The organism is Halobacterium sp. DL1, assembly GCA_000230955.3.
GTDB lineage: Archaea > Halobacteriota > Halobacteria > Halobacteriales > Halobacteriaceae > Halobacterium.
The window spans coordinates 2,097,516-2,110,990 of record CP007060.1; the positions used below are offsets into that span (position 1 = coordinate 2,097,516).

At 67.7% G+C, this 13,475-nt stretch carries 14 protein-coding genes and 1 tRNA gene; 8 read left to right on the forward strand and 7 right to left on the reverse strand.

The window, feature by feature from the left end:
• The first annotated feature begins 26 nt into the window (after nucleotides 1-26).
• The 6 genes from HALDL1_12730 (at nucleotide 27) to HALDL1_12755 (ending at nucleotide 6,451) form a co-directional block, all read left to right on the forward strand.
• The gene (locus HALDL1_12730; GenBank protein ID AHG04364.1) at nucleotides 27-983 is read left to right on the forward strand and encodes a peptide ABC transporter; all 957 of its coding nucleotides are present in this window, start codon (nucleotides 27-29) and stop codon (nucleotides 981-983) included.
• Entirely contained in the window at nucleotides 980-1,861 is an 882-nt protein-coding gene (locus HALDL1_12735; GenBank protein AHG04365.1) for an ABC transporter permease, read from the forward strand. Before HALDL1_12730 ends, HALDL1_12735 begins: the two co-directional genes overlap by 4 nt.
• Before the next feature lie 4 nt (nucleotides 1,862-1,865).
• Nucleotides 1,866-2,891, forward strand: coding sequence for an ABC transporter ATP-binding protein (locus tag HALDL1_12740; protein ID AHG04366.1), 1,026 nt, complete (start codon nucleotides 1,866-1,868; stop codon nucleotides 2,889-2,891).
• Entirely contained in the window at nucleotides 2,888-3,931 is a 1,044-nt protein-coding gene (locus tag HALDL1_12745) for a peptide ABC transporter substrate-binding protein (GenBank protein ID AHG04367.1), read from the forward strand. Before HALDL1_12740 ends, HALDL1_12745 begins: the two co-directional genes overlap by 4 nt.
• Before the next feature lie 66 nt (nucleotides 3,932-3,997).
• Nucleotides 3,998-4,870 (forward strand): hydrolase, encoded by an 873-nt coding sequence (locus tag HALDL1_12750; GenBank protein AHG04368.1) that lies wholly within the window; start codon nucleotides 3,998-4,000, stop codon nucleotides 4,868-4,870.
• A 93-nt stretch (nucleotides 4,871-4,963) separates the two neighbouring features.
• On the forward strand, nucleotides 4,964-6,451 hold the full coding sequence (locus tag HALDL1_12755) for an amidase (GenBank protein AHG04369.1): 1,488 nt from the start codon (nucleotides 4,964-4,966) through the stop codon (nucleotides 6,449-6,451).
• A 172-nt stretch (nucleotides 6,452-6,623) separates the two neighbouring features.
• On the opposite strand, the gene HALDL1_12760 is transcribed toward HALDL1_12755, so the two are convergent.
• From HALDL1_12760 to HALDL1_12770, 3 genes are all read right to left on the reverse strand, one after another.
• A tRNA-Val gene (locus tag HALDL1_12760) sits at nucleotides 6,624-6,698 on the reverse strand.
• Nucleotides 6,699-6,930: 232 nt separating this feature from the next.
• Nucleotides 6,931-7,467, reverse strand: a complete 537-nt coding sequence (locus HALDL1_12765) for an ATP:cob(I)alamin adenosyltransferase (GenBank protein AHG04370.1) — start codon at nucleotides 7,465-7,467, stop codon at nucleotides 6,931-6,933.
• Complete coding sequence (locus HALDL1_12770; GenBank protein AHG04371.1) at nucleotides 7,464-7,703, reverse strand: glutaredoxin; 240 nt, start codon at nucleotides 7,701-7,703, stop codon at nucleotides 7,464-7,466. The genes HALDL1_12765 and HALDL1_12770 overlap by 4 nt, the downstream gene beginning before the upstream one ends.
• A gap of 85 nt (nucleotides 7,704-7,788) precedes the next feature.
• Here HALDL1_12770 and HALDL1_12775 point away from each other — a divergent pair, with 85 nt between their 5' ends.
• Entirely contained in the window at nucleotides 7,789-8,112 is a 324-nt protein-coding gene (locus HALDL1_12775; GenBank protein AHG04372.1) for a tRNA-binding protein, read from the forward strand.
• Here the strand turns inward: HALDL1_12775 and HALDL1_12780 are convergent.
• Nucleotides 8,106-8,819 carry a hypothetical protein gene (locus tag HALDL1_12780; GenBank protein AHG04373.1) on the reverse strand — a complete coding sequence of 238 codons (714 nt, stop codon included), beginning with the start codon at nucleotides 8,817-8,819 and terminating at the stop codon, nucleotides 8,106-8,108. The two genes, HALDL1_12775 and HALDL1_12780, sit on opposite strands and share 7 nt — an antisense overlap.
• Before the next feature lie 283 nt (nucleotides 8,820-9,102).
• Between HALDL1_12780 and HALDL1_12785 the strand changes: the two genes are divergently transcribed.
• A complete protein-coding gene (locus HALDL1_12785) occupies nucleotides 9,103-9,273 on the forward strand; it encodes a hypothetical protein (GenBank protein AHG04374.1) in 171 nt (56 codons plus the stop codon).
• 754 nt (nucleotides 9,274-10,027) lie between these two features.
• Here HALDL1_12785 and HALDL1_12790 read toward each other — a convergent pair.
• The 3 genes from HALDL1_12790 to HALDL1_12800 are packed head-to-tail and all read right to left on the reverse strand — an operon-like array spanning nucleotide 10,028 to nucleotide 13,301.
• Entirely contained in the window at nucleotides 10,028-10,453 is a 426-nt protein-coding gene (locus HALDL1_12790; GenBank protein AHG04375.1) for a nickel-responsive regulator, read from the reverse strand.
• A gap of 50 nt (nucleotides 10,454-10,503) precedes the next feature.
• On the reverse strand, nucleotides 10,504-11,979 hold the full coding sequence (locus tag HALDL1_12795) for a glycine dehydrogenase subunit 2 (protein ID AHG04376.1): 1,476 nt from the start codon (nucleotides 11,977-11,979) through the stop codon (nucleotides 10,504-10,506).
• Nucleotides 11,979-13,301: a glycine dehydrogenase subunit 1 gene (locus HALDL1_12800; GenBank protein ID AHG04377.1), complete on the reverse strand. Its 1,323-nt coding sequence runs from the start codon at nucleotides 13,299-13,301 to the stop codon at nucleotides 11,979-11,981. Before HALDL1_12800 ends, HALDL1_12795 begins: the two co-directional genes overlap by 1 nt.
• Nucleotides 13,302-13,475: the final 174 nt, after the last annotated feature.

Here is a 13,475-nt window from a genome sequence, read left to right on the forward strand (position 1 = left end):
TACGCCGCTGCGCTATTTCTCAACGCATGGCGTGGTACGAATACACAATAAAACGCTTGCTGCTGTTCGTGCCGATTCTCTTCGGCGTCTCGGTGCTCGTCTTTCTCATCGTGCATCTCGTGCCGGGGAGTCCAGCAGTAGCGATGCTCGGGGTGCAGGCCACCGCCGAGCGCGTCGCGGAAATCGAAGCGGAACTCGGACTGCACAGGCCGCTGCTCGTCCAGTACGGTGACTGGCTGGCCGGCGTCCTGACTGGCGACCTCGGCAAGTCCTACTCCTACGACACCGCCGTCAGTTCGCTCCTCGTGAGCCGGTTCTTCGTCACCCTCGAGATCATCGTCCTCACGCTGCTCGCGTCGGTGCTCGTCGCCGTGCCGCTGGGCATCGTCGCGGCGCTGAACAAGAATTCGTTCACCGACTACCTCTCCATCGGCGTCGGCGTCACGGGGGTGAGCATCCCGACGTTCTTCTCCGCCGTCGTGCTCATCTGGATCTTCGCGGTGACCTTCAACTTCTTCCCGACGAGCGGCTACGTGGCCCCCAGTGAGGACATCGTCGCCAACCTCAGGCACATGGCGCTGCCGGTGTTGACGATGACCCTGGTCGCCGTCGCGGTCATCATGCGGATGATGCGCTCGTCGATGCTGGAGACCATCGGCGAGGACTTCATCCGGTTCCACAAGGCGAAGGGCCTCGACCGGAGGTCCATCCTGTTCAAGCACGCGCTGAAGAACAGCTTCATCCCGGTCATCACGGTCATCGGCCTCCAGTTCGGCTACATGATCTCGGGAGCGGTCGTCGTCGAACAGATCTTCGCGATTCCCGGACTCGGGCGCACCGTCCTGCAGGCCGTCATCCAGCGGGACTACCCGCTCGTCCAGGGCTCCGTGCTGATGCTCGCGCTGTGGTTCTCCTCGGTGAACCTCGCGACCGACCTGATCATCACGCGCCTCGACCCGCGCATCATGGAGGGTGGCGAATGAGTACCGAGACCAGCGAGGAGTCCGCGGACGAGCGCAGCCACCCGCTCCGGAGTTTCGCCGCTCAGTTCGCCGAGAACCGGCTGGCGCTGTTCGGCTTCATGCTCGTCGCGCTCGTCGGCGTCGTCGCTGTATTCGCGCCGGAGATCGCGCCGCACTCGCCGACCGCCCAGGACTACAGCGCGCTCCAGGAGTCGCCGTCGCTGGCCCACCCGTTCGGCACCGACGACCTGGGGCGGGACGTCTTCTCGCGGGTGCTGTTCGGCTACCAGACCGTGCTCACCATCACCGTCGCGGGCGTGCTGATGTCGTTCGTCATCGGCACGTCGTTCGGCCTGGTGGCGGGCTACTCTGGCCGGTGGACGGACAGCGTCGTGATGCGGGGCGTCGATGTCTTGATGTCGTTCCCGTCGCTCATCCTGGCGCTCGCGCTCATCGCCGCGCTCGGGCCGTCGAAGTGGGGCGTGGCGCTCGTCCTCGGCATCGCATACACGCCTATCTTCGCCCGGGTCGCGCGCAGCGAGGCGGTCTCCGTGAGCGAGGAGCAGTTCATCAAGAGCCTCGACGTGCGCGGCGCCAGCAGGGCCCGCATCATCTTCGGGCACGTGCTCCCGAACAGCCTCGGCCCGCTCATCGTCACCGTCACCATCCAGTTCGCGTTCGGCATCCTCACCACGTCGACGCTGTCCTACCTCGGCGTCGGCGTCCAGCCGCCGGACCCGTCCCTGGGCCTGATGCTGGCCCGCGGGAAGGACTACCTGGACGTGGCGTGGTGGATGAGCATCTTCCCGGGCATCGCCATCATGCTCCCCGTCATCGGCTTCAACCTCATCGGGGACGGCCTCCGCGACAGCTTCGACCCCAAGCAAGGGGGTCGCTAACACAATGACTCGACTCTCTACGAACGGACTCAGTGTCACGTACCGCACGAAACAGGGGGACGTCCGCGCCGTCGACCGCGTCTCCTTCGACATCAACAGTGACGAGATATTCGGCATCGTCGGCGAGAGCGGCTGCGGGAAGAGCACGCTCGCGAACACGTTCCTCCGCCTGCTCGACGAGAACGGCGAGATCACCGGCGGCACCATCGAGTACAAGGGCCGGGACCTCACCACGCTCACAGAGCGCGAACTCGCCGACGAGGTCCGGGGCAGCGAGATCAGCATGGTGTTCCAGGACCCGAACACCAGCCTCGACCCGGTCTACACCATCGGCCAGCAGCTGATCGAGACCATCCGCCGCCACCTCGACGTCTCGAAGCGCGAGGCCCGCGAGCGCGCCATCCAGACGCTGGACGACGTCGGCATTCCCTCCCCGGAGGACCGCCTGGACGACTACCCACACCAGTTCTCCGGCGGGATGAAACAGCGCGCCGTCATCGCCATCGCGCTCTCCTGCGACCCCGATCTGCTCATCGCGGACGAGCCGACGACCGGCCTCGACGTCTCCATCCAGGCCCAGATCCTGGAGCTCCTCGAGCGCATCAACGAGGAGAAGGACACCGCGATCATGCTCATCACGCACGACCTGGGCGTCGTCGCCGACGTCTGCGACCGCGTCGGCGTGATGTACGCGGCGAACATGGTCGAGATCGGCGGCGTCGAGGCCATCTTCGACGACCCGAAACACCCGTACACGCGAGCACTGCTGCGGTCGCTGCCGGAGGCACACAGCATGCAGGACGAGCTGACCGTCATCGAGGGGGCGCCGCCCGACCTCCGGAACCCGCCGGATGGCTGCCGGTACGCACCCCGCTGCGACGAGCTCTGCTGCGACGCCTGCGAGACGGGCGACATCCCGGCGCTGTACCGTGACGGCACCGACGTTCGGTGTTACCTCTACGACGAGGCGGAGAATCCGGAGTACGAGGGGCAGACCCAGGTCGTCGCGGAGCCGGAGGTGGAGCAATGAGCGACGCCCCGCTGCTGGAGGTCGACGGCCTCGAGAAGGAGTTCGTCGTCAACGGCGGCATCGTCTCCCGGCTGCTCGGCACGACCCGGCGGCTGCGCGCCATCCGCGACGTCTCCTTCGACATCGAGGCGGGCGAGACGGTCGGTCTCGTCGGGGAGAGCGGCGCCGGGAAGTCCACAGTCGGGAACGTCATCACGCGGCAGTTACAGCCGACGGCGGGCGAGGTCCGGTTCCGGGGGCAGAACGTCCACTCGCTGAGCGGCGACGACCTCAGGGAGTTCCGACAGTCCGTCCAGATGGTGTTCCAGGACCCGCACTCGAGCCTCGACCCGCGGTACTCCATCGGGCGGACGCTCGCCGAACCGCTGAAGATACACACGGACCTGGACAAGTCCGAGCGCCGCGAGCGCGTCGAGGAGCTGCTGGAGACGGTAAACCTCGACCCGAACTTCCGCAACCGCTACCCCCACGAGCTCTCCGGTGGCCAGCTCCAGCGCGTCTCTATCGCGGGAGCGCTCACCGTCGACCCCGAGTTCGTCATCCTCGACGAGCCGGTGTCCGCCCTCGACGTCAGCGTGCAGGCCCGCATCCTCAACCTCCTGATGCGCCTCCAGGAGGAACACGGGCTCTCCTACCTGCTCATCAGCCACGACCTCGGCGTCGTGAAACACATCTGCGACCGCACCGCGGTGCTCTACCTCGGTGAGATCGTCGAACACGGCCGCACCCGGGGGCTCTTCGAGAACCCCACCCACCCGTACACGGAGGGACTGCTCGCCTCCATCCCCCAGCCCGACCCCCACGCCAAGAAGAGCGGCCAGCGGCTCGGTGGCGAGATTCCGTCCGCGGAGAACCCGCCGTCGGGCTGTTCGTTCCACCCGCGCTGTGCGTACGCGACCGAGCTGTGCGCCCGGGAGAACCCGCCCCTGGAGGCGGTGGCCGACGACCGGGACACCGCCTGCCACCACTGGCGGGAGGTCAGCGACGACCACGCCGAAGCCCCGGCGAACGACCAGGCCGACGTCGGCGCGAGCGACTGATTCGAGGGTTCAGGGTTCGCCGCGACCACCAACCCCTTTGCCCGGGACTGCCTTCCCGAAGTCGAGATGTACGCCGACGTGAACGGGACCGAACTGTACTACGAACGCCTCGGTGACGAGGCCAACCCGTCGATCCTGACGCTCCACGGCGGGCCGGGCGTCGGCGACCACCGGAAGGCCAAAGAGGCGTACGAACCGCTCACCGACGACTACGAGGTCGTCGTCTACGACCACCGCGGCTGCGGGCTATCGGGTGAGGACCCACCCTACACGAACGAACAGTTCGCGAGGGACGCGAACGCGCTCCGCGAGCACCTCGGCCTGGGCACCGTCGTCCTCATCGGCGGCTCCTACGGCGGCTTCATCACGCAGGAGTACCTCACTCGGTTCCCGGAGACCGTCGCGGGGTTCGTCCTCCGGGACACGGCGCCGAGCGGCGAGTACGACAAGCAGTCCCGCGAGAACGCCCGCGCCGGACTCCCGGAGGTTTGGGAGCGAGGGCTCGACGTCCCGGAGATCACCTTCGAGGAGTTCGACCGCGTGATGGACGGCCGAGCGCGGGACAACGAGGAGTTCAGGCGGGTCTTCCACGGCATCCTGCCGCTGTACGTGCCCGACCTGGACGAGTTCGACGCCGAGGCCGCCCGCGAGCAGATCGAGGGCATCCACTACCACTACGAGACCCACAACGCGATGTTCTCCGAGGAACTGCCGAAGATGGACTACCGCGACCAGCTGCGCGAGGTCGACGTTCCGGGGCTCGTCACCGTGGGCCGCCACGACTGGATTACGCCCGTCGAGGCCAGCGAGGAGATACACGACCTGCTCCCCGACTCCCGCCTGGAGATATTCGAGGACAGCGGCCATTCGCCGAACCTCGACCAGCAGGAGGCGTACCTCGAGCGCGTCCGCGAGTTCCTCGACGAAATCGGCTACTGACCGGCGACAGCCAGCGGGCCACTCCGACCACCGGCTCCCGGCAAGAGCCGCAGTCCTCCACAGTTTCTTGGCGACAGCGGTGGACAGGACAGTATGAGCCAGGAACCGTCACCAGCGGACGTCGAGCGGTACGCGGAGCGGGCGGGCGTCCCCGTCGACGAGGAGACGGCTGCGGCGTTCGCCGAGCAGTTCGCCCAGCAGGACCAGTTACTGGCGGACCTCGACGCGCTCGAACCCCCAGAGCCGCCCGAGCGCGACCACTGGGAACCGACCGAGGAGGACGACCCGCTCGCCGCGTTCCTCACGCGCTGTGACGTAGAGGGCGGCTCCGGTCCCCTCGACGGGATGACCGTCGGCGTGAAGGACAACCTCGCGGTGGCGGGAATCCCGATGACCTGCGGGTCGCCGGTGCTGGAGTCCTACGTCCCGGAGTTCGACGCGACGGTGGTCGAGCGCCTACTGGACGCCGGCGCGCGCGTCGTCGGGAAGACGAACATGGACGAACTGGCGTTCGGCGGCGAGGAAGCCACGATGCGGTTCCGCCTCGCGGGCAACCCCCACGACCCCGACCGCCACCCCGGCAGTTCCTCGGCGGGCAGCGGCATCGCCGCGGCGACCGGCGAGGTCGACCTGGCCGTCGGAAGCGACACCGGCGGCTCCATCCGATTCCCGGCGGCCTGGAGCGGGACGCCCGGTATCAAGCCGACGCGGGGGCTCGTCTCCCACCACGGCTTCGTCCAGTACGGCAAGACCCTGGACAACGTCGGCCTGCTCGCGCCGACGGTGGAGAACCTCGCGCTCGGTCTAGACGAAATCGCCGGCCCCGACGACCGCGACGAGCGCACGCTCGGCGCCGAAGTCGGGAACTACGCGGATGCCGTCGAGTCCGCCGACGGGAGCAGCCTGGAGGGGTTGACCATCGGCCTGCCCGGGGAACTGTTCGGGAACGCGCCCGCGCTGGACGAGGTGACCCGGGACGCGCTCGACCGGCTGGCGGCGGACGGCGCCGAGCTAGTCGACGTCTCGATTCCGGACTACGACCTCTGGCTGCCGTCCTGGCTCGCCATCGGCATGACGGAGGTCGGCAACTACTTCCGCGCGAACGCGACGAACCACTGGCTGTTCTCGGAGCCGTGGCCCAGCCTCAACGCCGCACTCCAGGAGGGGTTCGAGGAGCGCGCGGACGAACTCGGCCCCACGTTCGTCGGCGCACGACTCTACGCCGAACACCTCTCGGAGGCCACGGGCGACCGGTACTACGGGCTCGCCCACGCTGCCCGCCAGCGGCTCGCGGCGGGCGTGGACGACGCGCTCGCCGACGTGGACGTGCTCGCCTCCACCACCGTCCCGATGCTCCCGCCGAAGTGGGGCGAAGGCGTCGAGGACGTCTTCGGCGCGCTCGCGAACACCGCACCGTTCAACGTCTCCGGCCATCCCGCCGTGAGCGTCCCCTCTGGCACCGTCGAGGGGCTTCCAGTGGGCCTCCAGTTCGTCGGCGAGCGCTACGACGAGGCGACAATCCTCGCGGCCGCGGCCGAGTGGAGCGAGCGCCACGACTGGGCACAGCCTGAGTTCGAGTGAAAGATGGGTCGGGTTCGTGGTCGCAGGTCGGGGCGGATTCGAACCGGAGGCAGACGGTCGGCCTCGCTGCGCTCGGCCGCTGCGACTGCCAGGGTTCGAATCTGCGACACCACACACCTTCGAACGACGCGAGCGACACGGCGGTCGCTCGCGGTCGTTGCGTCAGTAGAAGTGGGTCGGGGCGGATTCGAACCGCCGACCTGCTCCGTGTGAAGGAGCCGTCATAGCCTGACTAGACCACCGACCCGCAGTCCCGAGTACCCGGGTGCGGCCATTAAGGCTTGCGTTTACTGCCGAGTTAGCGCGTCCCGCTCGGCGCCGAACACTGTCCGCATGGGGCGTGCACCGATGGATTTTTGTTCATTTAGGCCAACCTAAACACTGTCGGCGGACGCGCCGGCCGTTCGCCCACGTCTGTCCCACCACCGTCGGCAACCGCGCCCCAGACGGGGCGAAGGCATCATCTCGTCCGCGCGCCGTCAGTACGACGGCGACTCCTCGCGGACACCCGCTTCCTTGTTCGCCAGCCGCGCGAACACGAACAGCGCGTCCGAGAGGCGGTTCAGGTACGCGATAGCCTGCTCGTTGACGCCCTCCTCGTGGTCCGCGAACGCGACCGCGCGGCGCTCCGCGCGGCGGCAGACCGCCCGCGCCTGGTGGAGTTTCGCGCCCGACTCGCTGCCCCCGGGGAGGATGAACGACTGCAGCGGGTCGAGTCGCTCCTCGCAGGCGTCGATCCACTCCTCGACCTGGTCGACGTGGTCCTCGCGGACCACCGGGTCGTCCTCGTCCGGCTGGGGGTTTGCGAAGTCGGCCTGGAGGACGTGGAGATGGTTCTGGCAGGACTCGAGGTAGTCGTCGAGTTCGTCGACGCCCGTCGGTCGCGCGGTCCCGACCACGGCGTTCAGTTCGTCGACGGTGCCGTACGCCTCGATGCGCGGACTGGCCTTCGAGACGCGGTCCATGTTCCGGAGGTCCGTCTCGCCGCTGTCCCCGCGGCGCGTGTATATCTTCACGCCAGCGTCACCTCGACGTAGTCAAGGATGTTCTCGCTCTCGGCCATCGTCACGCCGCGCTCCTCGTCGACGAGCACCGGGACGCCGCGCTGGCCGCTCACGCGCTTGACGTCGTTCCGCTCGGAGTGCAGCGCCTCGACCCACTCCGTCTCGTAGTCGAGGCCGTGTTCGTCGAGGGCGTCCGAGACCGTCTCGCAGTACGGACAGCCGTCGAGTGCGTACAGGGTCAGAGCCATACCCGAAGTTGACGCGGCGCAACCAAGAAGGTGGCCCCGAACGCCCGCCCGAACACTCTTGCTCGGGGCACGTCTGTGGCCGCCCATGGCAGACAGTCTCTTCGAGACGACGTTCCGCGTCGGCGAAGTCGTCGACGCCGAACCGTTCGAGGAAGCCCGGAAGCCCGAACTCGCGAAACTCCAGGTCGACCTCGGCGACGAGGTCGTCAACTCGGCCGCACAGACCGGCTACAACTACACCCCAGACGAACTGGTCGGGCGGCAGGTGCTGTGTGCGACGAACCTCGGCACCGTCAACATCGCCGGCTACGAATCAGAAGTGCTCACCGTCGGTGTCCCAGACGAGGACGACCACCCCGTGCTCGTCGCGCCGGACGAGGGCGTGCCGCTGGGCGGCGAACTCTACTGAGGTTCCTCGGGGGCCTTGCGGCGCTCGTCGTCCCCTCCCGCGGACGGCGTGGGAGCGACGTACGAAAGTCGCGGCTTCGCGTCCTCGGGGAGCACCTCGTGCTCGGCGAGTAACTCTCGAACGCCGTCGGGGCCGCCGAAATCCCCCCGGTACCAGAGGAAGACGCGGGGAACGCGAGCGACGTCCGAGCCGTCGTCGTAGACGACGGTCGCGTCGAGATACCGGGCTGTCACCCCTCCCAGGTCGTCGTCCACGCTCTCGGCCCTGAACGACGGGACGAGCCGTGGCGCTCGGCGCGCGGCCAGCACGGCGAAGTGGACCCGCGGGTCGAGTTCGTCGAGGCTGTGACGGCGCGCGAACTGTCCGGGGAGCGGGTCGGGGAGGTAGCCGAAGCCGTACTTCCAGCGGCCGGCGCGCAACAGCTTGTGTGCGACGTGGTCCGCGTCGATGCGCGTCCCGGCGACGAGACAGGAGTCGTTCGTCGGCCCGTCGCGGGACTGCTCGGCGAGCGCACCGTGGACGTTCAGCCAGAACGCCTTCGCTGCGAGCTGGTCGTCGCCCAGACGATCGAGGACGCGCTCCTCGAGGGCCGCCAGCGAGTCGAACAGTCTCGCGTCGCCGTTGCTGTCGTGGACGGCGTGGCGCAGCCGCCGAGACGCCGCTGTCAGGTCTCGGGCCGCCGTGGTGTCTGCGTTCGGCGCGAACATTTGGGGGAATCCACACGGCCGGTTCCGTGTTACTCTGTGCCACAAAATCCGGCGCTCAGCTACATACGTCTGACGGCGACCTCTAGTAGCCAACAGAATTCTTCGTCGAAGAAATCGCCGGACGCGACCCTTTCACGCCCACACAGAACGGGCGCCCCCTCGCGGTGTCCAGAAGCTCGCCCGAATTTTTCTATATCGTGGTATGAAGTTTACCACATAAATACCCCCCGGCAGAGTTCCCGAAACCAGTACGTTGAACTGCCTCGCAATTCGAGTGCGTCGTATGGCCCGCGAACTCGAACACGACTGCCCCAGCTGCGAGACTGAGCGGACGTTCTACCGCGCCGCCGCGACGAACCTCCACCTCGGGTTGAAGACGAAGTGGTACTGCCCGGAGTGCAGCTACGGATTCATCCGCATCGACGGCGACATCGACTCCTCGGTCTCGGCGTAACGTTTCACCAGCGCCCAGCCGACTGGATCGTCGAACCCTATTCTCCACCCTCGAACCCCTGGGGTGGCCTCCACGAGAGCGTATCTCCGAACTCGCGTTTCGGTGTCCTGAGCGGGCCACCGATATTTCGCCCTCTCGGAGAGGGCGAGAACGGTTTCGCCCTCGGCAGCAAGTAGCAGTGCTGAGCAAACGTGCTGGAGCGTTGAATTCGAGTTTCCCTCAGTCCAGCGAGCGTAGCCGACGGCAACGCCGTTTGCTGCGTCCAAACTGGTGAAACGCCGCCACCGAGTCGATTTTGCGTGGTTTCGAGTCTCATGAGGATGGCCTGGCCGGCTCCTGGCCCAACATTCTCGCTACAAGTCAGGAGAGGAGTCACTGGGCAGGAGATCGTCCCGCGTCCGGTCGAGTAACTGACTCCACGCGGGCGAGTTGCCGAGACGAGGCCCGGGGTTCGAGATACCTCCTGTCCTCTGACGGATGCCCCCGCCAGAGTTTCATCGAGGCCATCCGCCCGCACAGCGACTCGAATCCGACCAAAATCGGCGTTCCAATCCCTCACCGGCTGATATTCCGCCGCCGACCGGCGTGCAGAACCGGGCGAATGAATCGTATTCTGCGATATAGAATCGGGAGACGGCTCGGGGGCAACACCCTTCGCGCCGGGAGGAAACTAAGCAGCCGCTACGGCGGGAGAATCGGGAGACCGAGGAGCGCTACGCGTCGAGTTCGGCGGAGAACGGGCGGGTCGCGCTGGTCAGGTCTCGGAGAGAGCCGTGAACCCGTCGACCGGAATGACCGAGTAGTCGACGGAGAGCGTGTCCTTGGTGGCGCGGATGCGGCCGACGAACTCCGATATCTCGGAGAGCTTCCCCTCGAGGATGAACAGTTCCATGCAGTAGTGGTCGCCGACGTGGTTGTGGACGTTCGACGTGACGAGGCCCTCGTACTCGTGGCGGAGGCCCATCATGCGCTCCTCGACGGTGGAGTTCTCGTAGCTGAACAGGACGGTGACGACGCCGATGAGCGGGCGGTCCTCGAGCTGTTTGTCCTCGAACTCGCCGAGGAGGTTCCGGCCAGCCTCGCGGATGACCTCGCTGCGGCCGGTGTAGCCGTGGTCCTCCGCGAACTCGTCGATGCGTTGGAGCAGTTCGTCCGGCATCGAGACGCTGACGACGGTCATGTATTAATCGAGGCCGCGTCGAGTAATAAGGATTTGCTACTCGTGGGGCGTCACTCGAGGTCCTGCCAGGAGAGCCGGGGATTGCGCGCGGCGCTCGTCTGGTCGATGCGCCGGGCCGTCGTGCGGGTCGGCGCGTCCGCGAGGGTCGCCTCGTCCTCGCCGGCGACCGCGTTGAACGCGTCCGCGAGGTCGTCGAGGTTCGCCTTCGTCTCGACCTCCGTCGGTTCGGTCATCAGCGCCTCGTCGACGAGTTCCGGCCACTTCGTCGTCGGCGGGTGGACACCGTAGTCGAGCATGCGCTTGGCGACGTCGGCGGCGTCCTGGTCGCCCGCGCTGGCGACGAACTCGTGGTGGAACGGGCCGAGCGGAATGTCGTAGTCGACCTGCTCGGCGAGGTAGTTCGCGTTCAGCACGGCCTTCGCGGAGGCGTCCGCGAGCCCCGCGTCGCCGAGTCTGTCGATGTACGCGAACGCCTTGATGAGCACGAGCCAGTTGCCCTGGAAGCCGTGGACCTTCCCGACGCTCTGCTCGGGGGTGTACAGTTCGTAGTTGCCGGCGGTCGCTGCTCGCGGGTCGCTTCGCTCCCCGCTCGCACGTCCCGTGTCGCGGCGCGACACGCGCCGGACGTGCGGGTCGGGGAGGAACTCCGCCAGGTCCTCGGAAACGCCGACCGGGCCTGCGCCGGGGCCGCCGCCGCCGTGGGGCGTCGCGAACGTCTTGTGGACGTTGAAGTGCATGATGTCGAAGCCCATGTCTCCCGGGCGCGCGCGACCGAGTAGCGCGTTCAGGTTCGCGCCGTCGTAGTAGAGCAGGCCGCCCGCGTCGTGGACGAGTTCGGCGATCTCCTCGATGTCGTGCTCGAAGAGGCCCAGCGTATTCGGGTTCGTGAGCATCAGCGCGGCGGTGTTCTCGCCGAGCGCTGCCTCGAGGGCCTCGGGATCGACGCGACCGTCGTCGCCGGAGGGGAGTTCGATGACGTCGTAGCCGCCGAGCGCGGCAGAGGCGAAGTTGGTGCCGTGGGCGGCGTCCGGGACGACCACCTCGTCGCGGTGGCCCTCGCCGTTGGCCTCGTGATAGGCCTCCGCGAGCAGGATGCCCGCGAACTCGCCGGCGGCGCCCGCGGGTGGCTGGAGCGTGACGGCGTCCATGCCGCCGATGCGTCCGAGGTAGTCCTGGAGGTCGTGCATGAGTTCCAGGGTGCCCTGCGTCGAGCGCTCCGAGCGGTCCGGGTGGACGCTCGCGGCGGGGAGGGCGGCGACGTCCTCCGTGAACCGCGGGTTGTACTTCATCGTACAGGAGCCCAGCGGGTACGGCCCGGAGTCGACGCCGTAGTTCTGCTGGCTGAGTCGGACGTAGTGGCGGGCGAGTTCGGGCTCCTCGAGGCTCGGGAGCGTGAGTTCGTCCCGGGTCAGGTCGTCGGGGAGCGAGGAGTCGACGTCGACGGTGGTCTCGTCCTTCTCGGAGAGCAGCGACTCGTACTGGTCGCCGTCGGCGGGCGCGTAGCGCGCCTGGTCGTAGAACTCCATCAGTTCGCCACCTCCGCGAAGGCCGCGACGAGCGCATCGGTCGAGTGTTCGTTCGCGTCGGTCACGCAGACCTGCACCGTGTGGTCGTCGACGGCGTGCACCGCGAACCCCTCGGCTTCGAGGTCCGCGACGATGGCGGGCGCGGGCTGGTCCGTGCGCGCGAGGAACTCCCGGAAGTGGTGGCGGTCGTGGACGGGTGCTCGCACGCCCTTCACGTCGTCGAGGTCGGCAGCGAGGTCCCGAGGGAGGTCGACCATCCGCTCGGCCAGGTCGACGAGGCCGTCGGCGCCGAGCGTGGCGGCGTGGATGGCGGCGCGGAGCGCGACCCACGCCTGGTTCGTGCAGATGTTCGACGTCGCTCGCTCGCGGCGGATGTGCTGCTCGCGCGTCTGGAGCGTGAGTGTGTACGCGCGGTTGCCCGCGTCGTCCTCGCTCGCGCCGACGAGGCGGCCCGGCACCTGCCGGAGGTACTCCTCGCGGCAGGCGAACACGCCGAGGCCCATCCCGTAGCTCGTGGGGAGGCCGAGGACGCTCGCGTCGCCGACGACGACGTCAGCGCCGACGTCGACCGGTCGCTGGAGCAGCGAGAGCGCGACGGGGTCCGAGCCGAGGCAGAACACCGCGTCGTGGTCGTCCGCCAGGTCGCCGACCGACTCGAGGCGCTCCTCGATGGCGCCGGTCGTAGTCGGGTTCTCGGCGTGCACCATCACAACGTCGTCGTCCATCGCGTCCGCGAGCGCGTCGACGTCGACGGTCCCGCGTTCGGTCGGGTAGCGTTCGACGGTGACGTCCGACCCGCCCGTGTAGTTCTCGAGGACGCTCACGTGGCCGTCTCGCAGGTACTCCGGGACGAGCACGCGGTCGCCCGACGAGGAGCGAACGCGCTTGGCGAGCAGTGCGGCCTCGGCGAGCGCCGTGGCCTCGTCGTACATCGAGCAGTTCGCGACCCCGAGGCCCGTCAGTTCGACGAGCAGCGACTGGTACTCGAACAGCACCTGCAGGAACCCCTGCGTGACCTCCGGCTGGTACTGCGTGTAGGAGGTGATGAACTCGGAGCGCTGGGAGAGGTGGTCGACGAGCGACGGCACGTAGTGCTCGTAGTGGCCGCGCCCGAGGAACTCCCGCAGGTCGTCGTTGTTCGACAGCCGCCGGGTTGTCTCCCGGACGGCGGCCTGTTCGGACTTGGCGTCGATGCCGAACTCCCCGTCGAAGCGCACCGACTCTGGGATGTCGAAGAGCGCCTCCACGTCGTCGACACCGACCGCGTCGAGCATCTCGGCGGTCTCCGCCGCCGTGTGGGGCGCGTACGGACTCCCGCTCATGGTCGTCCCCCACGCGAGCGACGAGCGACTCCGGTTTCAGTCATGGACGACGTTTACGATGCGGACACCAAGAGGCTCCCGGTTTGCGGAACCGTGGACCGGCCGAGATGTGCAATTACGTGTATTGATAGAGTGGTTCTCACCACCAGTTAGACACGAACGAGCTAGTAATCC